The following is a 25,549-nucleotide window of genomic DNA, read 5'->3' as shown; positions in this document are numbered from 1 at the left end:
CGACTGGTTGACCTGCTTGTTGCAGTCGTACAACTGCACCCGCGTGCCGTTCGAACGCGAAGCATTCGGCACGTCGATGCACCGACCCGACTGCGTACCGACAATCTCGCTGGCCGAACCGGGCGGGCCGGTGGGTGAAACGGTGGGGGTGGGCGCCGGCGTGGTGGGCGTGGGCCCCGGCGTGGTGGGCGTGGGAGTCGGCGCGGGGCCGGCGCTGTTCAGCGCGTCCAGGGTGGCGTTGTACGCCTGCTTCTTGTTGCCGCCGTTGTCGAAGAGCAGCGGGGTGCCACTGGAGCGCCACGAGTCGGAGTCACGGATGCCCCACACCGTGATGCCGTTGCAGCGGGGCACGGCGAGGCAGTCGTTGACCACGTTGCGGTAGGTGTTGGCCTGGGTGGTGCCGGAGCCCTCGATGTCCAACTCGGTGATCTGCACGTCGACCCCGAGGGCGGCGAAGCTGGACAGCGTGGTGCGGTAGTTGCTGTTGTACGGCGAGTTGGCGTTGAAGTGCGACTGGAACCCGACGCAGTCGATCGGCACGCCACGCTGCTTGAAGTCGCGCACCATGTTGTAGACGCCCTGGGTCTTGGCCCAGGTCCAGTTGTCGGTGTTGTAGTCGTTGTAGCAGAGCTTGGCGCCCGGATCGGCGGTACGGGCGGCACGGAACGCGGCCTCGATCCAGTCGTTGCCGGTGCGCTGCAGGTTCGAGTCGCGCCGGCCACCGCTGTTGCCGTCGGCGAACGCCTCGTTCACCACGTCCCACGAATGGATCTTGCCGCGGTAGTAGGTGGCCACCCGGGTGACGTGGTTGAGCATCGCGTTGCGCAGCGTGGTGCCGGACATGTTCTGCATCCAGCCGGGCTGCTGCGAGTGCCAGGCCAGCGTGTGGCCGCGCACCTTCCAACCCCGATTGAGGGCGTGGTTGACGATCCGATCCGCGTTGGTGAAGGTGAAGTTGTTCTGCTGCGGTTCGGTCGCGTCGATCTTCATCTCGTTCTCGGGAGTGACGCTGTTGAACTCGCGGTTCAGGATCGTCGTGTACGCGTTGTCGCTGAGCTTGTTCGCCGCCACGGCGGCACCGAAGTACCGGCCGGACTGGGCCGCGGCCGCACCGAGGGTGGACTCGGCGGCCTGGGCGAGACTCGGCAGCAACGACACGACGAGGGCCGCAACTATCGCGGCAGTTCCGGAGACGGAGAGCGTTCGAAGTCGACGCCCGGAGGGACGGGTCCGGGGGATCATGCTGGTCCTCCACTTGTGGGATGGGAAAACCTCTGTCGCTGTTCGGTTGGGAAGCCCCGCTCGGATGGCGGCGGCCCGGTTGAGTCCGCCGACCCGGCGGGACTCATGTCAGGCGTCCACCCCGGAGCGAGTCGGTCCTGGCCACCTGACCAGCAGGTGGAGGGTTGCGATGAGTGGCCCGGTCGCCCGCCGGGAAGTGGTTGGGGGCGTGGGCTTCCAGGGGGTGGACGTGGTCACCTGGTAGGTGGCTGGGCCTGATGGTCGCGTGAGGCGCCTCCAGGGGCAGGAAGACATGTGAACGATCACATCTATCGATGGATCTCAGGCTGGCAGAAAATTCCAGGGTTTTCAACCGGTAGTTTCAGGCGTCGATCGGTAGTTTTTCGGTCGGCGTAACAGCTGTCCGCCCGTCAACCCCTCGTCCCGGGTCCCGAAGACTGGCTGCCCAAGGTTCCGGCCAGCGTCGCCAGTAGGCGCTCAAGCGCTGCTCGTTCGTCGTCGGTGAGACCACGAAGGATGGTCGCCTCGTTAGTCAGATGCTCCTCGATGAGCCGATCGATCAACGCGACCCCGGCGGGGGTCAACCCCACCACTCTGCCGCGCGCGTCGGCTTCGAACACCGAGCGCGACACGAGCCCTCGGGCGATCAGCCGATCCACACGCTTGGTCACCGCTCCGGTGGTGACCAGCATCCGCTGGCTCAACTGCCCGGCGGTGAGCGTGTACGGCTCACCCTCCCGGCGCAGGGCCGCGAGCACGTCGAACTCGCCGTTGCCCAGACCCGCTGCGGCAAATGGCGGCCTCAGGGCCGCATCGAGCACGTCGGCCAGCTGCTGGATCCGACCGATGATCAGCAGCGGGCTGGGGTCGAGGTCTGGCCGCTCACGGCGCCACTGACCAACGATTTCGGCGACGCGGTCTCCATCCACGATTGCATCGTATCTTCCATGGAAGGTAAATTCTCTTCCATGGAAGATATCCTGCTGTCTCCGGTGGTCACCGCCTACGTGGACCCGTCCTGCCCGTTTGCTTGGATCACCGCGCGATGGCTGACCGAGGTGGCCCGGATGCGTCCGATCATTCTGCGGTTCGAGGTGATGAGCCTCGCGGTGATCAACGAGCATCGCGATCTGGAGCCCTGGTACCGCGAGTTCAACGACCGGGCGTGGGGGCCGGCGCGAGTGTGCGTGGCGGCAGCCGCCCAGCACGGTCCCGCAGCCCTGGCACGTCTGTACCCGGCACTCGGGCGCCGGATCCACGACGAAGGCGACAAGAACTTCGATCGCATCGTGCCTGCGGCGCTGGCCGAGGCGGGCCTTCCCGCCGACCTGGCCGACGCCGCTCACCGCAGCGACCTCGACCCGCAGATGCGCGCGAGCACCTCCCGTGCCCAGCAACTCGTCGGCGAGGATCTCGGCACTCCGACGGTGACGGTCGACGATGTGGCCTTCTTCGGCCCCGTGCTGACCTCGATCCCCCGAGGGGACGAGGCCGTACGCGTCTTCGACGGTGTTCGCCTGCTCGCCGCCTGCCGAGCTTTCTCCGAACTCAAACGTGCCCGGGCCGATGATCTCAGTTTCGCGTAGTCCCCTCCTGGTGCTCGGGCGCAACGCCCCCAACCGTGCCCTGCCGGTGCGTAGAACGCGCAGCCCCGGGTACCCAGCGCGCATGGCGCGGTACACGAAGCCTGAGCTGCGGGAACAGCTCAAGGAAGAGATCAAGGCGTCCGACCGGGGCGGCAGGCCGGGACAGTGGTCGGCGCGCAAGTCTCAGCTGCTCACGAAGGAGTACCAGAAGCGCGGCGGCGGCTACGAGGGCCCGAAGGACGAGCGCCAGAAGTCCCTGCAACGCTGGGGCGACCAGAAGTGGCAGAACAGGCGGGGCACCACCCGGGCGCGACACGACGGCGAGACCGATCGGTACCTCCCCGAGCAGGCATGGCACCAGCTCTCCGCCGAGCAGCAACGCGCGACCGACGCCAAGAAGCGCAAGGAGTCGAAGTCCGGCCGGCAGTACGTCGCCAACACCGGGCCGGCCAGGCGCGCACGAAAAGCCGCAGCGGTGCCGCTCACGGAGCTGCCGGTCGCCGAGGCGGCCCGACACGTCCGCGACCTCGACCCTGATCAACTGAGGGCGACGCTACGCGCGGAACGCGCCGGAAAGGGCCGGAAGACGCTCATCCAACGACTGCAGTCAGCACTCGACCGCTGCTGACCGAGCCAGCAGGTGGGCCGACGACGCAATGTCGCCGGCCCACCATGCTTACTGGCTACCGAACCCGCAGCTGCTGGTGTACTGCCGCGGTGGGAGCGTAGGTCGGGTCACCGGAGTAGGCGACGTGGACCGGGTAGTTCCCTGCCGACAGTCCGGTGGTCGGCAGTTTGATGACGGACTCGCCGTCGATCAGCGGAACCACCTGCGTGGTGCCGCCGAAGCTGACGGCGATCTCACCGGTCACCGTCGGCGCCTTCTTGTGCTGGTTCTGCGCCCGCACGTCGACGTTCAGGGTGAACGTGCCGCCCCGGACGATCGACGCAGGCGCGGCGTTCGCCTTGACCTTGGTCCTCGCCGTGCCCGGGGTGGCCAGGGTGACCTCGGCGGAGCCGGACTTGGTCGGGTCGACCACCGACGTCGCCACGATGGTGAGCGACGACGCGGTCTCGTCAGCGGCCACCGAGAGCAGACCAGATGCGGAGATGGTTGTTTCCGCCGAGGCCGCTCCCTCGACCGACCACGTCACCGCCGGGCTCACACCCTCGTTGGTCGTCACCTGAGCGCTGAACTGCTTCACCCAGTTCCAGCCGCGCGTCAGGTTCTCAGTCGTGGGCGTCACCGACACGGAGTCGACGCCCGTCCAGAGGTGGTCCCGGGCGAAGATCGTGAACAGCTGGCTCGCCGTCATCCCGTCGTGCGCGCCGGGGACCTGGGTCGTCGCGGCGGCGTACCCACGTGCCCGGAAGTTGTCCGCGATGGCGTTCTGGGCGTTGAGGTTGCCCTCGAAGACACCGTTGCCGAGGAACACGAAGAGGTCGTCATCCCCGACCGCGGCCGCGACGTTGTCGTAGTCCTGTGTGGTGAGCGACGGGTTACCGGAGAAGTGCCCATAGAACGCGAAGGTGGTCGGGTAGCCCCTGATGACGTGGGCACCCGTCATTCCGCCGTACGAGAACCCGGCGTAGGCGCGTCCCTCACGCTTCGTCGAGACGTTGTAGTTCTCTTCGATGAGGGGAAGGATCGTCTGGACCAGGTTGTTGGCGGCGTTGGTCTGGTTGTACGAGGCGAAGCCGAGGCTGGTGCCCGTGAAGTGGTTCCCCATGGTGACCACCACCGTCGGCTCGATCTCGCCCTTCGCCGTCATGTTGTCCAGGATGTTCGGCACATTCGCCGGGACCATGAAGTCGGTCTCGTCGCCGAAGATGCCGTGGGCGAGGTACGCGACCTTGTACGGCTCCGCGCGGTTGGGATCGTAGTTGGCCGGCAGGTAGACGCCGAGGTGGTGGCCGCTGTCGCCCAGGATCGTGGTGTAGGGGACGTACGTGACGCTGCCCCGCTGCGCGGGGTCCGCGGTCGGCAGCTCGTATTCCGCGCGTTCCTTCAGCACCGGGTCGTTCTGCTTCTCGGCGTACGGCACGTACACGGCATCGAGGACGTCGTTGTTCCTGACGCGGAACGAGGACTCGCCCGGGGGCCGAGGGTGTGTCGAGGCAGGATCCCAGATGCGTTTGTTCACCCAACCCTGAGTCGGATCCCAGACGCGGTACCAGTAGCTGAGGCTTCCTGCGTGCAGCGGGATCGAGACCGACCAGTAGCCCTTCGAGTCCTTGGTCATGTCCCTGAGGAACTCGGTACCTCCAGCGTGGTACCGGCCCGTCTGCCAGTCTTCCGGCTGATACCGCGTGTTGCCGGTTTTGACGTCGAGCAGAGTCAGGTCCCCGGCCAGGCGGACCTGTGTGGCGTCGGGATTGCGGTAGACGAACTTGCCGGTGTATCCGGTAGGTGAGCTGGGATCCGCCGTGACGGTCGCGCCTTCCACAACCGCGGGCTCGGCTGCGACGGCAGCCGGCGCGGAGACGATGGCGCCTGCACCGAGTGACATGATCGCGAACATCGATATCGCACGCCTGAGCCTGCGCCTTTCGATCGCTGTCCTCATATGAACAAACTCCTCTGTGGTCTCGGGAGCGCCGCGAGGCCAGGATCTGATTCGGCTCACTGCCGGAGGATGCAGGCGTCCTCGCATGAAGAGCCTCCTCCTGGGCCACCTGGGCATTGCCCGTTGTGATGACCCGCTCCGGCACTCTATGGACCTAGCACTGCGCTAAATCGTATTAGCAAGGCCAGTGTGGCTGGGTGCGCCTCCCGGCGTCAAGGGCGTCCAGAGCTACTTCTTGTCGGGGTTACTCCTGGTCACGACATCGATGAGGTCGCGCCCGCCGCCTGAGTCAGACGTCCAAGTAGCAGCGCAACCCGTCGACGTCGGTTCGGGTCAGGCGCCCCTGAGCGACCAGCAGGTCGAGATGGGCCGCGGTCTCGGAGACCGCGAGCATCCGGTTGAACACGTCAAGATCAGTTAGCTTCAGTGCCCGCCTCGTCCAGCGCAGTTGCGAGGCAACCTGGTGCGCCGAATGCGCTCCGCGCACCACAGCGGCCTCCGTCTCGTCGAGCCGCGCGCCGTGGTGCGCGATGAGCTCGTCGACGCGCGCGTGCACACTCGGGGTCACCGGCCCGTGCGCCGGAAGCAGCCGCGCGTCCGGCCGCTGCCGCACCAGCGCGAGCGACCCGAGGAAGTCGCCGAGCGGATTCGCCGACAGCACGGGCTCGAACCCGATCGACGGCGTGATGGCGGGCAGCACGTGATCGCCGGCAAACAGCAGGTGTGACTCGGTGTCGTGGAAGACGACGTGGCCGCGCGTGTGGCCCGGCGTCTCGACGGCGTGCAGGGTACGGTCGCCGTGCACGATCTCATCCCCGTCGTGGAGCCAGTCGTCGGGTAGCTCGAAGTCCTTCGTCAGCTCACTGTCCGTGGCGATCGTCGACAGCCTGTCTGCCAGGTCGCCCGCGCCGAGCAACCGCAAGCGATGCAGCTGATCAGCCATCGGGTCCTGATCCGGCGCGATGGTCAGCTCAAGATTCCGGCGCTCGCCCGCGCCGAGGCTCACCTGCATGCCGAATTCGCGGCGCAGGTGCACGGCCTGCGCGTAGTGGTCCCGATGCACGTGCGTCACGAGGAACCGGCGTACGTCCTTGACTGAGAAGTCCAACTTCTCCAGCGCCGTGTCGAGCGCCGCCCGCGCCTCGGCGATCGCCCAACCCGAGTCGATGAGGACCAGGTCGTCGCCGTGGCGCAGAACGTACACGTTCACGGCCCGCAGGCCGTCGTTCGGCAATGGCAGCGGCACGCGGTAGACCCCGGGGGCGACCTCGAACGCGCCGGGTGCGGTCCAGTCGTCGGAGCTGCCGTTGTCCAAGGCCATGGCTCGACCATAGTTCCGCCCCTTGCCAACTCGGGCAGCGGTGATTGGTGGCCTCCCTCACGCCGACGCCCCCAAGCGCTCGACACGTCGGCCTCAGCCGACGCGATGAGTCAATTTTCAGACGACGTCAGCGCGTTGACACAGAGTCGCGCCAGTGAAACGATCCGTATCGTTACGGCTCCCGACCAGCGGCACGTTGCAATTGGATACGCGCGCGACGTGAGCTCGGAAGAATTGCGCCACGAAGCGTCCTCAAATGCGGTGGACGACGGCTGACGTCCAGCAGGATGCATCGAAACCAGAAAGGCTCTTGCGGACTGTCAGTCGAAGTTCGCGTCCGGTACTGCCAGAGCGATCAGGCGCGGAGGGCGAAGACATGCACAGCTATCTGCTTGAGTTCAACTTGAGGCAGCGCGGCGACGAAGCGCAGGAGTACCTCGCGGACGCGGTGCGCACGTGGCCGAAGCTGTGGGAGGACATCCCCGGAGTGACCGGGACCCTGTTGCTGTCCAGCGCTCTCGCCCTCGGCGGCGAATTCGAGTACCTGTGGCGGGTGGACATTGCAAAGTTGTCCACCCTGTCCCGGATCGACGACGTGATGAAGTCGGGTGAGAATGGCTGGCGCAAGACTCGGGCGGAATGGTTCAAGGCCCGCACGGTCGCGCGAGCGCACATAGCCGACCACGTCGGCGGGCTTGAAACATACTGTCAACGTCAGGAAGGAAAATCGGGGGCGATTCACTTCGTCTTCCACTCCCGGCCGGAGGAGTCGGGCCGCTCGGCAGATCGCCTGAAGGCGGTGCGGTCGGTGCCCGGTGTTGTTGCGACTCAGGCACTCCGCACAGTGGCGGGATCAACCGAATCAGCCGAGCAGACCTGGCTGCGGTTGGACAGCTTGGACAGCCTTGACAACGTGGCCGAGGTCGATCGCGTGCTGGGCTCCGGCCGACTGTTCGGTGAGATTCGTGAGGTTGACGGGTCCCTCTTTGCCGGAGCGTGACGAGGCATCGAGCATGGCGGACTCGGCATCGGCAGGCCGGTACTCCGTCGTCGAGCGGGTTGCGGCGTTGCGTACGGTCGATTACTCGCAGTTGGCGGCCCGACGGGTCGTGGTCGTCGGATGCGGAGCTCTCGGTTCAGCCGTCGCAATGCATCTGGTCCGCGGCGGGGTGGGCAACGTCCGTGTCATCGACCGCGACGTGGTGGAAATGCGCAACCTTTCCCATCAGGTTCTCTACACCGAACAGGACGCAGCTCTGGGGCGGCTCAAGGCAGAGGCGGCGGCAACTCACCTACGCGGTCTGAATACCGGGTGTGTCGTCGACGGTGTCGTGGCTGACTACGCGCCCGGCAACGCTGTGCAGTTGACGGCGGGTGCCGACCTCCTTGTCGACGGCGCGGACAATCTTGAGACGAAGCTGCTGCTCAACGATGTCGCGGTCGCAACGGCAACTCCTCTGGTCTACGCAGGCTGTGCAGGGACCGAGGGCTCGGTGTTGGCGGTCCTGCCCGGTGTCACGCACTGCCTGCGGTGTCTGTGGCCGACGCCGGGTGCAGCCGCGGCCCGGATGACCTGTGAGACTCGCGGACTGCTGCCGGCAACCGCGGCGACGGTGGCCGCGCTCCAGTCCACGGAGGCGTTGAAGCTCCTGCTCGGCCTGGGACGTGACTCGCTCTGTGGCCTCCTGCGGATCGATGTCTGGGATGGCGTGCTGCGCCGTGTTCCGCTACCCACGTTTTCCGCCGGCCCCCGGCCCTGTCCGGCTTGCGGAGATCGTGACTTCGGCTATCTGCGCGGCGATCACCGCACGACAGCGCGGGAACTCTGCGGTGACGACACGGTGTTGCTGTCCGGGCCGGCCGGTGCGACAGATCTGGGGCGCCTGCAGCAGCGGCACCGGGCGAACACGTCGCTGCGGGCCCGACCCGAGTGCGTGCAGATCGAAATCGATGGCTGCCGCATCGTCGCGTTCTCCAGCGGCCGGACACTGATCTACGGAGCAGGCGGGTTGAACCGGGCCAAAGCGCTCTACGCCCGACACGTCATCGGATGATCGGTGGCCGGCGGCTCGGCTCCCGGCCGCCGTCGGGCTGACCGCCCGCGCTCACCGGTAGCTGCGTGCGCGGGCCGACTCCCGTCGGAGCGGTGCTCTACGTGGAGCGCGACCCGCGGATCACGCTCCGGATCCAGGACCGGTGGAAGGTCAGGTCGGTGGAAATCATCTGCACCCCGCAGTAGACCCCGTCTCGCCAGTCCACCCCGACCCGGCTGGTGCCGGCCACCACCGACCAGGTTCGGCCGATCCGGTACAGCCCCGGACCTCCACTGTCACCGAAACACGCTCCGCCAGGGGCCCCGCCGATGCAGATCTCGTCAACGGTGATGCCCCCGACGGCACACTCCTCGGGCGGCACCACCCAGCGGTCCAGTTGCTGCAACGTGGCGGCGAACGAACCGGCGAACACCGGCTCGGTGGACCCCCAGCCGACCTCCCGCACGGTGGATCCGATCGCGGGCGACCGGCCGAGGATCGGGTAGCGCGGCAGCCACACCGGGGCGGCCAGGCGGAGCACGGCGACGTCCGCCCCGAGGCCGTCGCCCGTGTGCCAGTCCCATGCCGGGTGTGGCACGACCTTGGTCACCGCCACGATCCGCCCCCCGGACGCGTGCTTGGCTGAGCCGGCACGGATCCGCAGCGTCGCGGGATCGATCGGCTCTGTCTCCCAGTCGGTGACGCAGTGCGCGGCGGTGACGACGTATCGCGGGTGGACGAGCACCGCCGCGCAGTGATGGCCGAAGGTGCCGTCCCGGTCGAGCTGGAGCGAGGTGACCGGCGGGTAGGGCTGCGTCGCGTCCACTCCCCCAATGATCAGCGGGACCACCGCGTCCGGCTCACTCGCATTCGCTGGCGGCACGGCCCCGACGGCCAGGCTGAGCAGCACTCCGACCGCGCCGACAGTCAGTCGACGCACCTTTCCACTCATCGATTCCCCCGTGAGTAGATCGATAATTGTCGCTGGCGACCTTACCGGAGCCTTGAGGTTGATCGACAGTGTTGTCAGCGCGATTGCGGTCATGTGGGCGACGATCGCCATGCATAGGATTGGTCCGCCAGGACGCACGGCGATCGATGGCGACGGTGGGGCGGCTCCGGCGGTGAGGACGCGAGGACGCGAGGGCGCCCGCACGGTCTCCATCTCCCGGCGCTGCTTGACGGTCTCCAGACGCGGCGAGAGGCGGGACATGGCTCAGCTCGACGGCGGCACCGACTACTTCAGCGACCCACTCGGCGGCCTGGCCGATCAGCAGTGGGACGAGATGGCCGGCAATCGGTTCTACTCGTCGGCGTTCTGGCTACGGCTGTGTGCGCTGGAGGGCGGCGGCACCTCCGGCGGCGTCCACGTGACGCTGCCGGACGGCGGGCGGGCGGCCGTGCCGGTGATCGCGGTCGGTGCCGATCCCCATCCCAACTGTCGGTGGGGCACGATTCTCGCCGCCCACGATCTGCCGAGCCCACCGCAGCACGGCATCTACGTCGGCCAGCGCCGTGGCTACCTGGCCAATCTGTTGACCTCGCCGGGCACAGATCCGGTGCGTGCCGCCGGGCGGATCATCGAGGAGCTCCGGTCCGCGCCGCCGCCGGTACCGCCCGCGATGGCGTCCGCGCAGGTCGCCGTACACCTGACCACACCGGACGTACTCGCCTTCCGGGCGGCGGGGGTGCAGGCCGAGCCCGTCCTACTGGCTGCTGATGCCTGGATCGGCATTCCGCCCGGCGGGTGGGAGGAGTGGCTGGAGTCGCTCGGCTCCCGGCACCGGATCCGCCGGATCCGCAGCGAGGTCCGGAAGTTCGAACAGGCCGGTTACCGGGTCGAGCGCCGAACCCTCGGCGAGGCCTGGGCCGACGTGGCCCGGCTGGCGATCCACACCGAGCGGCGCTACGGCCGGGCGGGTGATCCCGCTATCTACTATGACGGCTTTCGTAAGCAGGGCGAGCTGGCCGGGTCGCGGGCCGAGGTCCTGCTCTGCGCCTACGACGACGGCCCACCGGTCGGCTGCTGTCTCTACTACCGCGACGGCGACACCATCTATCTGCGGGCGGTGGGCTTCGACTACGAGCGGCTCCGTGGGGCGGCCGAGTACTTCAACCTGACCTACTACCTGCCCGCTCGGCTGCCCGGCGTGCGGTGGCTGCACGCCGGCATCGCCACCCCGGACGGTAAGGCGCTGCGCGGTGCCGAGCTGCGACCGCTGTGGCTGCTGGATCTCTCCTCGACCAGCGTGTTCGACGATCACCGCGACGAGGTCCGGGCCCACAACGCGGCCCTCCGCGCCGACCTCGCCGGGCGGTCGCCGGCGGTCGCGGCAGCCCTGCGCACCGAGGGGTGGGAGGCCTTCTGCTGATCTCGAAGCCGGCTCGCCGCCGGTTCGGCATTCCGCAAAAGATGACGAGGAAGGTGAGGCGCGATGACCAGCCGGCACCTGTTCACGATCCACGCCCTGCTGCACGACGCGGCCAGGTCGTTCGGCGGCGATGTCGCGGTGAGCGACGGCAAGCGGACGCTGTCCTTCACCGAGCTTCGGGACGCCGCGCTCGCCACCGCGGCTGTCCTGGCGGGCCACGGCGTCGGCCGGGGCGACCGGGTGGGCGTCTGCATGGCGAAGTCGGTCGACCAGGTCGTGGCGATCCTCGCCGTACTGATCGCCGACGCGGTGATCGTGCCGATCCTGCCGACGCTCAAGGGCGACAACATCCGGCACATCGTCGGAGACTCCGGCATGCGGACCGCGATCACGGACCACGTACGCGCCGACGAGTTGCGTACCTCGGTTCCCGCGCTCCCGCTGCTGCTCGCCCGGGACATCTGCGTCGACCCGGGTGACCCGGCGGAACCGGCGGATGGTGCGGTGCCGCAGCGCGCCATCGGCGACGACCTGGCCGGGATCATCTACTCGTCCGGCTCCACCGGCCGGCCCAAGGGCATCATGGTGACGCATCGCAACCTCTGCGACGGTGCCCGGATCACCGCCCGGTACCTCGGCACCCGCCGGGACGACCGGATCGGCAGCGTGCTGTCCCTGAACTTCGACTACGGGCTGAACCAGCTCTGGCAGGCGCTGCACACCGGCGCCCAGCTCCACCTGCACGAGCTGGTGTTCCCCGCCGACCTGTTCCGCTTCCTGGCCGCCGAGCGCATCACCGTCCTGCCCGTCATGCCGGTCATCGTCACCCGGATGTTCGACCCGCGGCTGCTGCGCGAACGGCCGGCCGGGGCTCTCTCCGCCATTCGGTGTGTCTCGTCGTCCGGTGGCGCAGTCTCCCACCGCATGATCGAGAACCTCACCCGGGCCTTCCCCGCGGCGGGGATCTTCCTCATGTACGGGCTGACGGAGGCGTTCCGCTCGACCTGTCTGGAGCCGGACCAACTGGCCCGCCGTCCCACCTCGATCGGCCGGGCGATCCCGGACGTGGAGATCCTCGTCCTCGACGAGCAGGGCCGCGAGGTCGGCCCGAACGAGCCCGGCGAGCTGGTTCACCGGGGCGGCTGCATCGCAAAGGGGTACTGGGGCGCGCCAGAGGAGACCGCGAAGCGGTTCCGGACGTTGCCCGCGTACCCAGGCGAGACGGTGGTGTTCAGCGGCGACATGGTGACCCGGGACGAGGAGGGCTACCTCTATTTCGTGGGCCGACGCGACGCCATGATCAAGACGTCGGGATTCCGGGTCAGCCCGACCGAGGTCGAGGATGTGGCCGCTCGTTTCCCGGGTATCGACGCGTGCGTGGCGGTCGGCGTGCCCAACGTCGACATCGGCGAGGACATCGCCCTGGTCTACACCCTCGGCGCGCCGGTCGACGCGGCGGAACTCCGGCGCTTCCTCAGCAGCGAACTGCCAACGCACATGGTGCCGCACCACCTGGTGCCCCGTTCGTCCCTGCCGGCCACCGGCAACCAGGGCAAGATTGACCGGCAACGGGTACGGGACTCGCTGCTGGGAGCCGCCTCCGCCACCGACGACGGCCACCGGTGACCCGCCGTCGTCGATCGCGGCCCGTCCGTCGCGAGCCGGGTCAGGCCGGCCGCGTCCGGATGACGAAGCTCCGGCGGGCCAGGTCGAGCGCGTCGTCGAGCTCGGTCGGAGCGCCGGCCGCGAGAAGGACGTAGGCACGCCGCTGCTGTGACGACACCACCGGCGCCAGGGCATCGCCGACCCGCGCCAACACGCCGGCCCGCTCCACCGCCGGGTGGGCCCGCACCACGTCCAGCCCCTCGATGCTGGTGATGATGCCGGGCTCCGCGAGGGGGAAGTGCGCCGCGGCGTACGCCACCCGCTGCGGCGGCCGCTCCGGCAACGGCATCGACATCGCCAGCCGGACGACCATCTCGAACCAGTCGATGCCGTACGTGAGGCTGAGCAGGTCCATCAGATAGTCACCCGGCATCCGGACGGCCACCTCCATCAGGGTGGGCCCGGAGTCGGCCAGCCGGAACTCCAGATGCACGATGCCGCTGCCCATGCCGAGTGCGGCCAGGACGGACCGGCCGAAATCGTCGACGGCCGCGGTCGTCGCGGCGTCGACCGACGCGGCCGTACGATGATTGGTCTCGACGAAGTGCGGGGGGCCGGTCGTCGCCTTGGCCGTGATGCTGGAGAACCAGACGTCGCCCTCGTGGACCAGCGCCTCCCAGCTGTACTCCGGCCCCTCGATCGCCCGCTCCACCAGTAGCGGCGTCTCACCGGCGCGGCGGCGCACCGCGTCGGCCCACTCGCGCTCGCCCGCCACCAGTTCGACGCCGACGCTGCCCGCCGAGGACAACGACTTCAACACCACCGGGAACCGGGCAGCCGCCCATTCCCGCGCGTCGTCGAGGTCGGCGGCGATGAGGTACTCGGGCTGGCGGATGCCGGCGGCCGCGAAGCGTCCCCGTTGCAGCGCCTTGTTACGCGACAGCACCGCCGCGCCCAACGACGGGCCGGGCACCGCGAAGGTCTCCGCCACCAGCGCCGCCGCCAGCACCTGTGGCTCGGTGAAGGCGACGACTCCGTCCGGCTTGCGTGCCGCGGCCGCGGCGGCGGCCGCCGCGGCCCAGGCCTCGTCGCTGTCACCACTGGTCACCGTGTGGTGGTCGGGCTGGTCGGGCTGGTCGGGCAGCGCGGCCAGCGCGGCGGCCGTCTCCACCACGTGCACACGAACCCCCAGCCGACGCGCCGCGGCCAGGTAGGGCCGGCCCATGAGGCCGACCCCGACCAGAAGCAACTCTCGCACCTTTCCTCCTTCGTCCAGTGCCGGTGGTGCCCGTCGGTCACACCGGCAGCGACGGTTCCGCCGCCGGTGGACGGCGGAACCGCACGACGACCGGGACGAGCGCCCCGGCGACGGCGAGCACCACGGCGAGACCCAGCCAGCCGAGCGTCCCGGCGGGCATCACGACCGAGGTGAGCAACGCCGGGCCCACGATCATCGTGCCGGTGGAGCCCAGGCTGTAGATGGAGAGGTGATAGCCGCGGCTGGCGTCGGGCGCGTACCCGTAGGACACTCCCCAGGCGCCGACGGACTGGTAGATCTCGCCCACCGTCAGCGCCACGGTCGCCGTCAGGAGGAGGGTCGCCGCCACGGCGGGCGCGGTAGACCCGGTCAGCGAGACCAGGCCGCAGCACACGGCCAGGATGAACCCGGCGCGCAACTGCCGCGAGGCGGCGGGGCGCAGGCCGTCGACGCCCCGGCTCAGTCGCATCTGCAGCGAGATGGCCAGGACCGTGTTGAGCACGACGACCGCGCCCACCAACTCCACCGGAGCCTTCGTTTCGGTCGTGATCCAGAGTGGCAGGCCGACGCTGAGGATCACGGCGTGCAGGTAGAGCACGCCGTTGAGGCAGGCGAGCACGAGATATCGGAGGCTGGGTCGGTTGCGGGGCTCGGCGTGTTCCTGTTCCGGATCGTTCGGCGGCGGCTCGGCTACCGCCAGCCGGCCACGCAGCCGCAGCAGGAGAGCGCCGGAGGCGAGGAAGGAGACGGCGTCGAGAATGACCAGCGCCCGGTAGACGTTGCCGCCGCCCAGCGCGATGGCGATCGTGGCGGAGGCCGCGCCGAACACGAAACCGATGTTGCGGACGAGCATCACGGCCGCCATGGTGCGTACCCGTGCCGGCGGGGCGACCAGGGAGCCGAGCAGGCTCTGGACGACGGGGCCGGCGGCCCACTCGCCGGCGCCGGCGAGGCAGCACACCACGAGGAACCAGGGCAGGTCGTCCACGAACGGGTACGCGAAGAACCAGGCCGCCCGCCAGATCTGGAGGGTCACCAGGACCGGCAGGGCGCCGAACCGGTCCGAGAGCCGACCGACGGGCACCGTGCACAGGAAGCCAGTGACGGCTGCCAGGGACAGGCCCAGGCCGACCTGCGCCGCGGTGAGCCCGATGTCCCGGGTGAAGAACAGCGCCGACCCGGTGAGGAACATCCCGGTGCCCACGGAGTCGATGAAGGACACGCTCAGCATGTGCCGGACGGGTGTCTCCTCCGGCAGCCAACCGATGGCGAGGCGGACAACCCGACTCCGTACCCCGGCCGGAGCTGCCGGTCGGTCGTCGGTCCGCAGGGTGCCGTCGGTCGCCACGGCACCGGCTGCATCGTGGGACGGGTCGGGACCAGGGGTCTCGGACGACCCGTCGTCGGCCATACGCAGGGTCCTCTCCGAATGAGTCGGACGGATAGGCCTTCGGCGATGTTCCTATCACAGCTTGTCACGTCACGGTCGCCGCACCGGCACCGAGGGTCACCGCCCACGCGCCGGGCGCGTCAGTCACCGATTGACAGCAACCACTGTTAGGCTCCGCTGGTGAGCACGGCTTCGGCACTCCGCGCCAACTCCGGCTACCTCCTGGTGCTCGGTGCCACGATGGCATTGCGCGAACGCGCGATCGTCGCGGCCGTCCGGAGCTTTCCCGGGCCGATCGTCACGATCGCGCCGACCGCGACCACCCGGGCCGGCAAGTTCTTCGATCACGTGATTCGTGGCGTCAGCAGCGATCCGGCGGCAGCGCTGGAGGCGGTGCGCGGCTTCGAGAAGGAGAGCGGCTGCGTTCCGGCCGCCGTGGTGCCGTTCATCGACGGCGTGCTCGTCGCCGGTCTGGCCCTCGCCGAGCACTACGGCGTGCCGTACCTGAGCCGGGACGCGGTCGTCACCTCTTCGATCAACAAGAACCTGATGAAGGACCGCCTCCTGGCCGCCGGCCTCGCGACGCCACGGTATCGCCAGGTCGAAAGCGTGGACGCGGTCCACGAGGCGATCGCGGAATTCGGCCTGCCGTGCGTCATCAAGCCATCCGCTTTCGGCGGCAGCCTCGGGGTCCGCCTGATCCGGGCGGCGACCGACGCGCCCGAGGCGTACGAGTACGTCCGGACGATCATCGAACAGACCGCAGCGACCTTCACCGTCAAGAACCGGTCGATCCAGGTGGAGGAGTTCTGCGCGCTCACCGACGAGGTCTCGGTCGAGGTGCTCAACCACCGCGACCGCCGAGTCGTGCTCGCCGTCGTCGACAAGTCGCTGGGGCCCGAGCCCTACTTCGCCGAGATCGGGCACCGGGTGCCGAGCCGCTACTCCGACCGCCCCGACGTACGCGAGTTGGCGCTCGCCTCGTGCGCGGCGATCGGCCTCGACCGTGGCCTCGCCCACGTCGAGATTCGGTTGGCGCCCGGCCGCGATCCGCAGATCATCGAGGTGGGGGCCCGCACCGCCGGCGACGGCATCCTCGACCTCGTCGAACGCGCGCTCGGGATCTCCCCTTACGAGCTCCACGTCCGCTCCTACCTGGACCAGCTCGACGAGCTGGCGCTGCCCGGGCCGGCCACCGGGGTCGCGGCCATCGCCACGCTCAAGGCCCCTCCCGGGCGGATAACGCGCATCGCTACGCCGGCCGTGGCGCATCCGGCGGTGTCGAGTTACGAGGTCTTCGCCATGCCCGGGCAGGTCTCCGCCGCCATCTCGGCGAACTACCTGACCCGGGAGGGGTACGTCGAGTGCTTCTGGCCGGACGCCACTCCGGAATCGGTGCCCTCCCGCGCCCACCTGGACATCGCCGACCAGCTGGCCACCCAGATCTTCGAGGTGGTCGGGGAGCCCGCCGCCGGCTGAGGGGTCAGCTCGGCACCGGGCTGCGGGCCGGCACGTCCTGGATGCCGTACGCCCACAGCAGGTAGTCGTGGTCGACGGTCACGGCACGTGACACCTCCGAACCGCCGTCGGCCGCGTCCACCACACGGCGGATCTGCGTTGTGGAGGCACCGGACCGGGCGCCACCGGTGACGACGACGCTCGCCGCCCGCCTGAGATCTGTCCCGTGCGGGCCGTCCGGCGCCGCCAGCCGGCGCAGGGCCAGGAAGAGACAGCACAGGAAGCCCACCGGCGGCGCGAGCGCCGACACGCGCCCCTCGCACAGGTCGTGGTAGAGAGCGCGGGACCGCTCCGGCGCCACCGCACGGACCAGGTCGAAGAGGTCCGGATCGGTGGCGAGCCGGCCCAGCAGGGCGGGCCGGGAGGCGACGACACCCAGGTCGGTGAAGACCTGCCGGACGACCGAGCTGTCGGGTGCGAGGCGTACGGCCCGGCCGCGGCGCAGCTCCGTGCAGACGAAGGCGTCGGTGGTGGCACCCCCCACGTCGAGAAGGACGAACGGTGCGGCCACGCCGGAGAGGAGACGACGCCGGCTCATCCGTTGCGCGGCCAGGCCGACGACCGCCGGGGTGGGCCAGATGGGGGCCTCGGCAACGTCGGCCAGCGCGCCCAGGCCTTTGCGTCCGACGAGATCGCTCGTGTAGAGGTCACGAATCAGGTCGGTGAGCCCGCCGGGAGACGGCCGAAGATGACGGTCGAGGACGTTGGTGGTCCGGTGGTGCGGTGGGAGCAGGGCGGCGACCTCGGGAGCGTCCGCCCCGGCCCAGACGAGGATCTCGTGCGGATGATCCGTGAGACGCGCCCCGGCCAGCGCCGCACGCAGCCGGTGATGGTCCGCGCCGTCGACTCCACCGGTCAGAATCAGCACGTCCACCGGGGGCGCGGGCGCGCCGGAAGGGCTGGTGAGCAGGCGTTCGTACCGAACGCTGCCGCCCGCCGCCACCGCCGCCCGGGCCGCCGCGGCCACACTGTGTCGCCCGGAGAGTCCGAGTACGCCGACGGGCACCCCTCCGTTGGCCGAGCTGCACACCCGCACGGCCCTCACCCCGCTCGACCGCCCCGCCAGGAGTTCGCTGACCTGGTCGCCGGGGCTGACGCCGGGGAGTCGAGCGATCCGCCGCACCGCCGAGAAGCGGTCGGCCCGCCACCTGGTGCACACCTTCACCACGGTGCTGCCCACGTCGACGAGCAGGGTGCCTGCGGAGGTCACGCGAGGATCCGCACGTCGCGCAGCAGGCGTTCCCAGAGCAGGCTCCCATCGTCGGGGCGCGCGCCCAGCAGCTCGCGCTCGCGTCGAAGCTGGGCCGTGGTCAGCGGCACGGCGCCGGGTGACAGGATCCGGATCCTCCGCCCGGGACCACGATCGGTGACGAGCCGCCCGGCGTTCTGTTGGTGCGGGGCGAACGGCACGTCGATGACCCCCGAGACGACGCACCGGTGAACCGCCGCGAGCAGGGAACCGGTGGGCTGGTTGAGCACGTGGTCCATCACCTCGCGGACCTCGCCGTCGATCAGGTCGTCCTCCTCCTCGATGGCCTCGCTCGACAGGGGGGCCGCGTCGGGGAACATGTCGAGCACGTAGCGGACGGCGCGTACGGCGGCGGCGTTGCTCTCGATCCGGGGGATGCCGATCGCTTCCTCCGGCGTCTTGACCACCACCTTGTCGGCACCGACGAGCCGGCTCAGCGCGGCCGACACGGCGATCAGCTGCCAGGCCAGGGACGGTTCGGTGGGGAAGGCACCCATCCACTGGTGGTACACCAGGCCGACTCGCACGTCCGGGTGGCCGGCGTGGGCCAGGAGCCGGGCGGCCTGCCGGCGCAGCACCCGAGCGACGGCGACGTCCTGTTCGAAGCTGCCGGTCTGGCCGTAGCTGACCGCGAACGACCGGACGCCCTGTTCGGCGGCGAGCAGCAACTCGCAGAGCTGAACGACGACGGTCGTCACCGGCGGCACCAGGGTCGCCGTCAGGGGGCCGAACGACTCCCGGTGAATCGGGGCGTCCGCGGGCCCGACCAGGGCGCAGAGGCGGTCCACGTACTGCCAGTGCACGAGTGCCCGGTCGACGGGGTAGCTCTTGGCGTAGGGCAGCGTGTAGCACAGGCCGCCGCCTTCGATCTCGGTGATGCCAGCGGCCAGCGCCACCTCGGCGAGCAGGCGGGCGTCGGGGGTGCCGTGCCGCAGGCTCACCGGGACGTCGACGCCCTCGTACAGTTCCCGCGTGCGGGCGAAGCCGTGACTGACGAGCGGATACCCGTTGAGCAGGTCGTGCCCCTCGGCGTGGCCGGCTTCGAGCAGCTTGGCGGCGGTGGCGTAGTCGTTGTGACGGGTGTGGCTGTCGATCGTCAGCGGGATGAAGTCGGCGCCCGCCCGGTGCAGCGCCAGGGTCAGTGCTCGCTGCTGTTCCCAGCCGGGAAGACCGCCCCGGGGCTGGATGTACGGTCGCTCCCGCTGTCGCCGGTAGGCCACCGACGCGAAGCGGCCACGCGGCAGCGAGTGCAGATATCGGCGGGCGGTCGACAGGTCGAGCTCGGTGGAGCCGCTGGCGCGGATGACCTGCGCCCGCTCGTCATCGAGGTCGCCGAGGCAGCGGTCGTCAGCACCGAACATCGCTGAGATCCCGCTTCAGCGCGTCGAACATGGGCCGGAAGTTTGGCGGCTGGTGGAACACCCGGTGGAAGCCGTAGCCGGTGAAGAGGCGCTCCACGTCGGCGGAGGATCGGTCCCCCATCACGAGGTTTCCGCCGGCGTACAGCAGGACGTCGGCGAGCCCGACGGCGGCGAAGTGGGCACCGAAGCCCGCGCAGGCACCCTCGCCCTCGCCGTTGATCGAAGCGACCAGCACGGCGCGCGCGCCGGTCTCCCACGCCGCGTCGGCGAAGTCCACGATGTCGATGCTGGTGCCGAGGTTGTACGGACGGAAGCCCTCCTCAGCCAGACCGATGGTCAGGATGCGGTTGGCCACGACATGGATGTCGTGGCCGACCACGCCGATCACGACGCCCGGCCCGCACGCGTCGTCTGCGATGTCCGGGCCGGCCACCGGCCCCGGTGGCGCGTCCACTACTCGGAGGCGGGTCTGGCGACGAGCGTCGGCATCCCGAGCAGCGCCACACCACCCGGGTTCGCCACCTTCTGTCCCGGCTTGTCGAAGTGCCGGAAGCAGGAGAAGGTCTGGTCCTCGTGCTTGCTCTGCACGAACGCCTTGAGCTTCGGGCTCTCCTCGTACATGGTCAGCATGTCGGTCTCGAAGACGTTGCCGATCACGTCCGGATTGCCCAGCTCGCAGATCATGACATCGCCGTTGGAGTGCAGGTGCAGCTGGGCCTTGCCCTCGATGCAGCTGGCGTAGATCACTCCCGGGTCGCGGAAGAGCGGCTGCAGCCGCTTCCACCCGGCACTGCCCGGCCGGAGGTAGGCGGACAGGCAGCTGAAGAAGAGGGTGGTGCGGGGGTCCCGGTGCTCGATGAGATCGGCGATCGCGGTGCAGATCCGGTCGGAGTCGAGGGTGTTCTCGTACCCCTGGTGGACGCTCGGGATCTCCATCTGGATCTCGTGCTTCCGGACGCCCAGGTCCGCCGCGAAGCGGTGCACCTGGGCCATCCGCGACTCGGTCTCGTCGAACAGGATCGTCTCGACCACGGTGTCGATCGAGGGCGAGGCGACAGCCCTGCTGATCGCCGTGACGATCTTGGAGAACATCTTCTCGGTGACCCGGTAGAACGCGGAGTGGCTGGCCGCGTCGGTGTGGTTGAGCGAGAAGTGCAGGACGCTCAGCCCGGCGGCCTCGAGGCGCTCGAACTTCTCCTCGTCGAGCACGGTGCCGTTGGAGTTGATCTGCGTCTCGATGCCCTTGCTCGTGCAGTATTGGACGATGCCCTCGCAGATGTCGAACTCGAGCAGCACCTCGCCGCCCGACAGCTTGACGCGCTGGAGATCAGGCAGTGTGTCGATGACATTGGCGACGTCCTCGACCGACAGGATCTTCCGCTCCAGCAGATCGTACGCACCGCAATAGTCGCAGCGGAAGTTGCAGCGCGAGGTCACACCGATTTCGATTGCCCGCAGGGAACCTGCGCCGACGCGGCTCATTTCCAGAGACTTGAAGGTCATTTCCGCTCCCCCTGCAGCGACATGTCCGCGACGGCTGGCCCGCCGCGACCGAACGATTGCGCATCGGTGCGAATGAGTCGGGATGAACGGAACGCCAACGTCCCCAGTCAACCTTGACGGATATTAACTCTGATCACTTTAAGGGGCAAGTTCCTGTCGGGATCCCGTCGACAACAACCACCGATATTATGGGAAACAGCAGATCACGATCCCGCGACGAAGACATCACCGATGTGTCCAAATTCAGCGGGATCCGGCGGTAGGTCGATGATGACATCGGTGATGCCGATATCCAGGCACGACCGCAACCAGTCGGAAACCTGCGCCACCGAGCCGACCAGTTTCGGCGCGTCGATACCTCGCATCGGCGCGCCGTACCACAGCCGCTCGTCGTGGATCTCCCGCGCCTCGGCGAGTGCGTAGCTGGCGGTGTGCTCGCTGGAGACCACCTGCGACATGAACATCCTGCCGGCCACCTCCTGGCGCCGGTCCGGCGCGTACATCCGCGCGGTGGCCGCCCAGGCCTGCTCCTCGGTCTCCCGCACCACCGCGCCGACGAGCATGGCCACCCGGTCGACGCCCTGCTCCGCCCGTACCCGGGCGACGTCCTCGGCGAGGGTGGCCCGCGGCCGGGCCATCATCAGGACACAGTCGGCCGGCACCACCCCCGGGGTCGACGACGAGGGCGTCACCAGCAGCGGGGCGCACTCGCCGGCCGCGTACCGCAGGCGGTCGAGCTCTGCCCGCAACTCCCCGGTGAACTCCGCGAGACGACGCCGGGCGGCGACCTTGTCGGTGTCCGCGGCGCGCGACGTCCGGGTCGCCCCCGCCACGATGTTGACGTGGGTCGGTCGCCCGAAGCGGTACTCCAGGTCGGCCACCCGCCGGGCGACCGACTCCGCCGCCTCTTGGTGCGGCCGGACCGCCACGACCGGCTGAAGCGTCGGCGAGCAGGCCAGCAGGTCGTAGGCGACCAGCCAGGGGTCCATCGCGGCCGGGAAGTCGTAGACGAAGGCACCGACCACACCGACGCGCTCGGCCGCCCGCGCGTACGCGACCAGCCGGTCCAGGTACGACCGCGTGGACAGCTTCTGCCCGAGGCCGAAGCTCTCGGAGTGCGGTGGGACGATGAAGCTCAGCGACGTCGGCCTGTCACCCACTCGGCCTCACCTCCCGCGCCCGGGCCGAGTGTGCCGGACGGGGCTGCCCCCGACAAGGCAGGTGTCCGACATGCGGCACGCACTCCGCGTCGTTGCTGATCGACGCCAATCAGCGTTACCGTCCATACCGAAGCGCCGTGATCCCGTCCGGTCCATCCACTGCGAACGGCTCACCGACCGAGGTGCCAGCATGCTCACCGACTTGCGGAACTTCTCGATGACTGCGTTCCCGGCGCGCCGGCTGCGGGTCGGTTCGTCCACGCTGACCGCCCGGGAGCAGCCGCCGCACGAGGTGCACGTCGACGCGTACGAGCTGGGCGACCGGTGCGTCAGCGCGGCCGATTTCCACGCCTTCCTCCGAGCCCGCCCCGACGACGCCAACCACCTGGACATCGACTGCATCGACCCGTGCTTCATCGTGCACCGTGCCGACGGTTTCGCGCTCCGCCCCGGCTGCGCCGACTTCCCGATGATCCAGATCAGCTACTGGGCGGCGGCGGCCTACTGCAACTGGCTGTCCCAGCTTGAGGGACGGCGCGTCGTGTACGACCTTCGGTCCCGCGAGGCCGACCTCGACGCGGAGGGTTACCGGCTGCCCACCGAGGCGGAGTGGGAGGCCGCCTGCCGGAACGGCCACCCGGCCGAGCTGGTGACACCGGGCGACACCGTCAACACCGCGGACGCCGGTCCGGCCTGCCGGCGGCTGCGGGCGGGCGAAACCCTGGCGGGCAACTTCCTACCGGGACAGCCGGCACCGGTGCCGGTGGCGGGCCTGCCCGCCGACGCCGTCGGCCTGTACGGGATGCTCGGCAACGTCCGGGAGTGGTGCCACGACTATTACGGCCCGTACGGCCCCGAGTTCCGGCGCAACCCGGCCGGGGCGAGGAAGGGATCGTTCCGCGTAGTGCGGGGCGGGTCGTTCGTCGACCCCGCGACGGACGTCGGCCCGGCGAGCCGGATGGCCGCGTACGAGGACACGAAGTGCGAGGTCTACGGCTTCCGGGTGGCGCGATCGCGATGACCGTCGACGAGTCGAGCACCGCCGCCGCCACACCGGCCTTCATCGACGTGCCACCGGCTTTTCCGGCGCCGCCCGGCGGGGTCGACCCCACCGCGGGCTTCCGCCTGGCCGTCACCCCCACGACCGTCCGGCAGTACTGGCACTACCTCGTCGACCAGGGGCTGGACCGGGTTCCCGCGCCGCTTCTGCACGGCCCGCCGTCGGCGGCCGGCACCGGCTTGCGGGCGACACCGGCCGGCACCATCGAGATCGATCCTGACCTGGGCGACCTGCCGGCCACCTGGGTCACCTGGCACGGAGCCACCGCCTACTGCGGGTGGCTGGCGGCCCGACTCGGCGCACCGTGCCGAATGCCCAGCGCCGCCGAATGGCGATACGCCGCAGGTGGGCCGGCGGGCTTCCGTTGGGCGCTCGGCAACGACTTCGACCGACCGGTGTACGCGCCGGCCGCGACCGGCCCGCGACCCGTCGGTCGCACCCCGGCCAACGGCTTCGGCCTGCACGACATGACCGGCAACGTCTTCGAGTGGTGCCAGGATCCGTTGACCGCGTCCGGCGGTGCGGACGCGGACGGCCTCGGCTCCCGCGTGATCAAGGGCGGCGCCTACACCGTCCGGAACCCGGAAAGCTTCGACAACGCCACAATCTTCACCGCCGACGAGCTGAGCGCCGTGCCGTACATCGGCTTCCGGGTGCTCAGCCTGCCCGCGCCGGAGCGGGAATCGTGACCGGCAGGTGGCCGCTCGCCAGCGTCCACGCCTCGACCACCTGATCGCCGTCGACCACCACCTCGACCGCCGGCGGGCGCGAGAGGAACGCCGAGAGCGCGGCGGTCGTCGCGTACGCGCCCACGTTCTCCACGCAGAGCAGATCGCCCACCCGTGGCTCGGCGACGGTCGAGTTGACAGCGAGCCGGTCGAGCGGCGTACACAGCGGCCCCACGACATCCACGGTGACCGACGCCCCGTCCGGATTCGAGAGGTTGCGCAGCCGGGTGCTCGGCCGCAGCACCCGACCGATCCCGGACATCCCGCCGAGCACGTTGACCCCCGCGTCGACCACGACGACCGTCGCGCCGGCCCGGTGCTTGACGTCCCGCACGGTGGTGAGCAGTCGGCCGGCCGCCGCGACCAGACCCCGCCCGGACTCGAACCAGATCTCGGCACCGGCCGCCGCGAGCGGGGCCAGGACCTGGGGCAGCCCGGCCATCAGCGGCGTCAGGTCCGGACCCTCGCCCGGTGCCGCGTAGGGCCACGGAAAGCCGCCGCCGACGTCGACGACGCCGGGTCGCACGCCGGACTCCGCCGTGATCCGCTGGACCACGTCGACGACGTGCCCGAAGGCGGCGAGCAGGTCATCGGGCCCGGGCAGTTGGGAGCCGAGGTAGCAGTGGAAGCCGAACACCTCGATGCCCGTGCCGGGTCGCCGGCAGAACTCGATCGCCTCCTCCTCCAGGAATCCGAACTGCCGCCCGTCCGCCATGGACAGCCCGGCCGCCGGCCGGCTCGGCGGCTGGACGCGGACCATGATCCGCAGGGGATCGGCCGGGCTGAGCCGCACGGCCTCGCGGACCCGGGCCGCCTCCACGGCCGACTCGCAGGACAGGATGGCGCCGGCTGTCACCGCGGCCCGCAGCTCGGCCGAGGACTTGCCGGGACCGGTGTAGAGGACCGGGCCGGACGGGCCCCCGGTGCCCAACGCCACGGCGAGTTCACCGAGGGAGGAGACCTCGCTGCCGCAGCCCGCGCTCTGGAGCGCGCCGACGACCGGCGGAAGCGGGTTCGCCTTGAGCGAGTAGAGCAGGACCGCGTCCCACGGAAGCACCCGTCGCAGATCCTCGACGCGTCGGCGCAGCACGGCCAGATCGTGGACGAGCAGCGGGGTCGACAGCTCGGCGGCGAGGTGCCGCAAAGTTGACTCGGACGAATGGTTGATCGACGGTCGCGGGTCTTCCAGAGGCTCGCTCACGTGCGTTACTGTAGCCGCGAGTTCCTTCAGCCGGGACAGCAGAGATCAGGCAGCGTGGCCCATTTTTCCCGGCCGGTGACCGATAGGAAACGGGGGCTCATGAGCGACGGGCAGGCGACAGCGACAGCGATTCACGGCAGATTGCGCGCGGTGGTCGTCAATCATCTGCGCAAGGTTCCCGACGATGTGGACTGGACCACGGTGCCGTTGCCCGATCTGGGGCTCGACTCACTGTCGGCGATTGATCTGGTGATCGATATCGAGGAGACATTCGGCGCGCAGTTTCCCGCCGATCTTCTCGTCCGTGAGACATTTGCTACTTTCGCTTCACTCGAAGCGGTCGTCACGACGATGGTGCAGCCGGCATAGCGGGAATCCGCGCAGCACGGAGAGGG

23 protein-coding genes are annotated in these 25,549 nt (G+C 69.5%); 10 read left to right on the top strand and 13 right to left on the bottom strand.

The features are described from left to right. Both IEY61_RS09180 and IEY61_RS09175 read right to left on the bottom strand, forming a co-directional pair. Positions 1–1,242, bottom strand: a 1,242-nt coding sequence (locus IEY61_RS09180; protein WP_229705776.1) for a glycoside hydrolase family 10 protein, incomplete at its 3' end; no start/stop codon positions are given. A gap of 410 nt (positions 1,243–1,652) precedes the next feature. Then, positions 1,653–2,171 (bottom strand): MarR family winged helix-turn-helix transcriptional regulator, encoded by a 519-nt coding sequence (locus tag IEY61_RS09175; protein WP_189042486.1) that lies wholly within the window; start codon positions 2,169–2,171, stop codon positions 1,653–1,655. A 39-nt stretch (positions 2,172–2,210) separates the two neighbouring features. Here IEY61_RS09175 and IEY61_RS09170 point away from each other — a divergent pair, with 39 nt between their 5' ends. Then, on the top strand, positions 2,211–2,828 hold the full coding sequence (locus IEY61_RS09170) for a mycothiol-dependent nitroreductase Rv2466c family protein (protein ID WP_189042484.1): 618 nt from the start codon (positions 2,211–2,213) through the stop codon (positions 2,826–2,828). An 82-nt stretch (positions 2,829–2,910) separates the two neighbouring features. Then, on the top strand, positions 2,911–3,456 hold the full coding sequence (locus tag IEY61_RS09165) for a DUF5872 domain-containing protein (RefSeq protein ID WP_189042482.1): 546 nt from the start codon (positions 2,911–2,913) through the stop codon (positions 3,454–3,456). Positions 3,457–3,511: 55 nt separating this feature from the next. Here the strand turns inward: IEY61_RS09165 and IEY61_RS09160 are convergent, their stop codons facing one another. Next, the gene (locus IEY61_RS09160; protein WP_189042480.1) at positions 3,512–5,338 is read right to left on the bottom strand and encodes an alpha/beta hydrolase-fold protein; all 1,827 of its coding nucleotides are present in this window, start codon (positions 5,336–5,338) and stop codon (positions 3,512–3,514) included. Positions 5,339–5,684: 346 nt separating this feature from the next. Then, entirely contained in the window at positions 5,685–6,710 is a 1,026-nt protein-coding gene (locus IEY61_RS09155) for an MBL fold metallo-hydrolase (protein WP_229705775.1), read from the bottom strand. Between the two features lie 382 nt (positions 6,711–7,092). On the opposite strand from IEY61_RS09155, the gene IEY61_RS09150 reads away from it, so the two are divergent. Together IEY61_RS09150 and IEY61_RS09145 are read left to right on the top strand one after the other, a co-directional pair. Continuing rightward, a complete protein-coding gene (locus IEY61_RS09150) occupies positions 7,093–7,716 on the top strand; it encodes a hypothetical protein (protein ID WP_189042476.1) in 624 nt (207 codons plus the stop codon). 13 nt (positions 7,717–7,729) lie between these two features. Continuing rightward, positions 7,730–8,770, top strand: coding sequence for a ThiF family adenylyltransferase (locus IEY61_RS09145; RefSeq protein WP_189042474.1), 1,041 nt, complete (start codon positions 7,730–7,732; stop codon positions 8,768–8,770). A 97-nt stretch (positions 8,771–8,867) separates the two neighbouring features. Here IEY61_RS09145 and IEY61_RS09140 read toward each other — a convergent pair whose 3' ends face one another. Beyond that, positions 8,868–9,689 (bottom strand): S1 family peptidase, encoded by an 822-nt coding sequence (locus IEY61_RS09140; protein WP_189042472.1) that lies wholly within the window; start codon positions 9,687–9,689, stop codon positions 8,868–8,870. Between the two features lie 271 nt (positions 9,690–9,960). Between IEY61_RS09140 and IEY61_RS09135 the strand changes: the two genes are divergently transcribed. Continuing rightward, a complete protein-coding gene (locus tag IEY61_RS09135) occupies positions 9,961–11,121 on the top strand; it encodes a GNAT family N-acetyltransferase (protein WP_189042470.1) in 1,161 nt (386 codons plus the stop codon). Between the two features lie 63 nt (positions 11,122–11,184). After that, positions 11,185–12,747, top strand: coding sequence for an AMP-binding protein (locus IEY61_RS09130; RefSeq protein WP_189042468.1), 1,563 nt, complete (start codon positions 11,185–11,187; stop codon positions 12,745–12,747). 40 nt (positions 12,748–12,787) lie between these two features. Here IEY61_RS09130 and IEY61_RS09125 read toward each other — a convergent pair whose 3' ends face one another. Next, a complete protein-coding gene (locus IEY61_RS09125) occupies positions 12,788–13,984 on the bottom strand; it encodes an ATP-grasp domain-containing protein (protein ID WP_229705774.1) in 1,197 nt (398 codons plus the stop codon). Positions 13,985–14,021: 37 nt separating this feature from the next. Then, the gene (locus IEY61_RS09120) at positions 14,022–15,395 is read right to left on the bottom strand and encodes an MFS transporter (protein WP_189042466.1); all 1,374 of its coding nucleotides are present in this window, start codon (positions 15,393–15,395) and stop codon (positions 14,022–14,024) included. Between the two features lie 159 nt (positions 15,396–15,554). Between IEY61_RS09120 and IEY61_RS09115 the strand changes: the two genes are divergently transcribed. Beyond that, positions 15,555–16,853 (top strand): ATP-grasp domain-containing protein, encoded by a 1,299-nt coding sequence (locus IEY61_RS09115; RefSeq protein ID WP_189042463.1) that lies wholly within the window; start codon positions 15,555–15,557, stop codon positions 16,851–16,853. Positions 16,854–16,857: 4 nt separating this feature from the next. Here IEY61_RS09115 and IEY61_RS09110 read toward each other — a convergent pair whose 3' ends face one another. The 5 genes from IEY61_RS09110 to IEY61_RS09090 form a co-directional block, all read right to left on the bottom strand. Beyond that, positions 16,858–18,102 carry a glutamate mutase L gene (locus IEY61_RS09110; RefSeq protein ID WP_189042461.1) on the bottom strand — a complete coding sequence of 415 codons (1,245 nt, stop codon included), beginning with the start codon at positions 18,100–18,102 and terminating at the stop codon, positions 16,858–16,860. Continuing rightward, positions 18,099–19,502, bottom strand: coding sequence for a methylaspartate mutase (locus IEY61_RS09105; protein WP_189042459.1), 1,404 nt, complete (start codon positions 19,500–19,502; stop codon positions 18,099–18,101). The genes IEY61_RS09110 and IEY61_RS09105 overlap by 4 nt, the downstream gene beginning before the upstream one ends. Continuing rightward, on the bottom strand, positions 19,489–19,956 hold the full coding sequence (gene glmS, locus IEY61_RS09100) for a methylaspartate mutase subunit S (protein WP_189042457.1): 468 nt from the start codon (positions 19,954–19,956) through the stop codon (positions 19,489–19,491). Before glmS ends, IEY61_RS09105 begins: the two co-directional genes overlap by 14 nt. Beyond that, positions 19,956–21,005, bottom strand: a complete 1,050-nt coding sequence (locus tag IEY61_RS09095; protein ID WP_189042455.1) for a radical SAM protein — start codon at positions 21,003–21,005, stop codon at positions 19,956–19,958. Before IEY61_RS09095 ends, glmS begins: the two co-directional genes overlap by 1 nt. Positions 21,006–21,208: 203 nt before the next feature. Beyond that, the gene (locus IEY61_RS09090) at positions 21,209–22,165 is read right to left on the bottom strand and encodes an LLM class oxidoreductase (protein WP_189042453.1); all 957 of its coding nucleotides are present in this window, start codon (positions 22,163–22,165) and stop codon (positions 21,209–21,211) included. A gap of 190 nt (positions 22,166–22,355) precedes the next feature. Here IEY61_RS09090 and IEY61_RS09085 point away from each other — a divergent pair, with 190 nt between their 5' ends. Then, positions 22,356–23,186, top strand: coding sequence for a formylglycine-generating enzyme family protein (locus IEY61_RS09085; protein ID WP_189042451.1), 831 nt, complete (start codon positions 22,356–22,358; stop codon positions 23,184–23,186). Beyond that, positions 23,147–23,914 (top strand): formylglycine-generating enzyme family protein, encoded by a 768-nt coding sequence (locus tag IEY61_RS09080; RefSeq protein ID WP_189042449.1) that lies wholly within the window; start codon positions 23,147–23,149, stop codon positions 23,912–23,914. The genes IEY61_RS09085 and IEY61_RS09080 overlap by 40 nt, the downstream gene beginning before the upstream one ends. On the opposite strand, the gene IEY61_RS09075 is transcribed toward IEY61_RS09080, so the two are convergent. Continuing rightward, entirely contained in the window at positions 23,883–25,154 is a 1,272-nt protein-coding gene (locus IEY61_RS09075; protein ID WP_189042446.1) for a type III PLP-dependent enzyme domain-containing protein, read from the bottom strand. The genes IEY61_RS09080 and IEY61_RS09075 overlap by 32 nt on opposite strands. Before the next feature lie 99 nt (positions 25,155–25,253). Here IEY61_RS09075 and IEY61_RS09070 point away from each other — a divergent pair, with 99 nt between their 5' ends. After that, positions 25,254–25,523, top strand: a complete 270-nt coding sequence (locus IEY61_RS09070; RefSeq protein WP_189042444.1) for an acyl carrier protein — start codon at positions 25,254–25,256, stop codon at positions 25,521–25,523. The last annotated feature ends 26 nt before the right edge of the window (positions 25,524–25,549 follow it).

It is taken from the genome of Micromonospora sonchi (genome assembly GCF_014646235.1).
Classification (GTDB): domain Bacteria; phylum Actinomycetota; class Actinomycetes; order Mycobacteriales; family Micromonosporaceae; genus Micromonospora; species Micromonospora sonchi.
Note: the sequence above shows the minus strand (reverse complement) of the source record. Positions and strands in the feature narration are given on the sequence as shown.

Coding starts and splice junctions, on each gene's coding strand:
- IEY61_RS09170 (WP_189042484.1), top strand. CDS start 2,211: ATGGAAGATATCCTGCTGTCTCCGGTGGTCACCGCCTACGTGGACCCG.
- IEY61_RS09165 (WP_189042482.1), top strand. CDS start 2,911: ATGGCGCGGTACACGAAGCCTGAGCTGCGGGAACAGCTCAAGGAAGAG.
- IEY61_RS09160 (WP_189042480.1), bottom strand. CDS start 5,338: ATGTCACTCGGTGCAGGCGCCATCGTCTCCGCGCCGGCTGCCGTCGCA.
- IEY61_RS09150 (WP_189042476.1), top strand. CDS start 7,093: ATGCACAGCTATCTGCTTGAGTTCAACTTGAGGCAGCGCGGCGACGAA.
- IEY61_RS09145 (WP_189042474.1), top strand. CDS start 7,730: ATGGCGGACTCGGCATCGGCAGGCCGGTACTCCGTCGTCGAGCGGGTT.
- IEY61_RS09135 (WP_189042470.1), top strand. CDS start 9,961: ATGGCTCAGCTCGACGGCGGCACCGACTACTTCAGCGACCCACTCGGC.
- IEY61_RS09130 (WP_189042468.1), top strand. CDS start 11,185: ATGACCAGCCGGCACCTGTTCACGATCCACGCCCTGCTGCACGACGCG.
- IEY61_RS09120 (WP_189042466.1), bottom strand. CDS start 15,395: ATGGCCGACGACGGGTCGTCCGAGACCCCTGGTCCCGACCCGTCCCAC.
- IEY61_RS09105 (WP_189042459.1), bottom strand. CDS start 19,502: ATGTTCGGTGCTGACGACCGCTGCCTCGGCGACCTCGATGACGAGCGG.
- IEY61_RS09095 (WP_189042455.1), bottom strand. CDS start 21,005: ATGACCTTCAAGTCTCTGGAAATGAGCCGCGTCGGCGCAGGTTCCCTG.
- IEY61_RS09085 (WP_189042451.1), top strand. CDS start 22,356: ATGCTCACCGACTTGCGGAACTTCTCGATGACTGCGTTCCCGGCGCGC.
- IEY61_RS09070 (WP_189042444.1), top strand. CDS start 25,254: ATGAGCGACGGGCAGGCGACAGCGACAGCGATTCACGGCAGATTGCGC.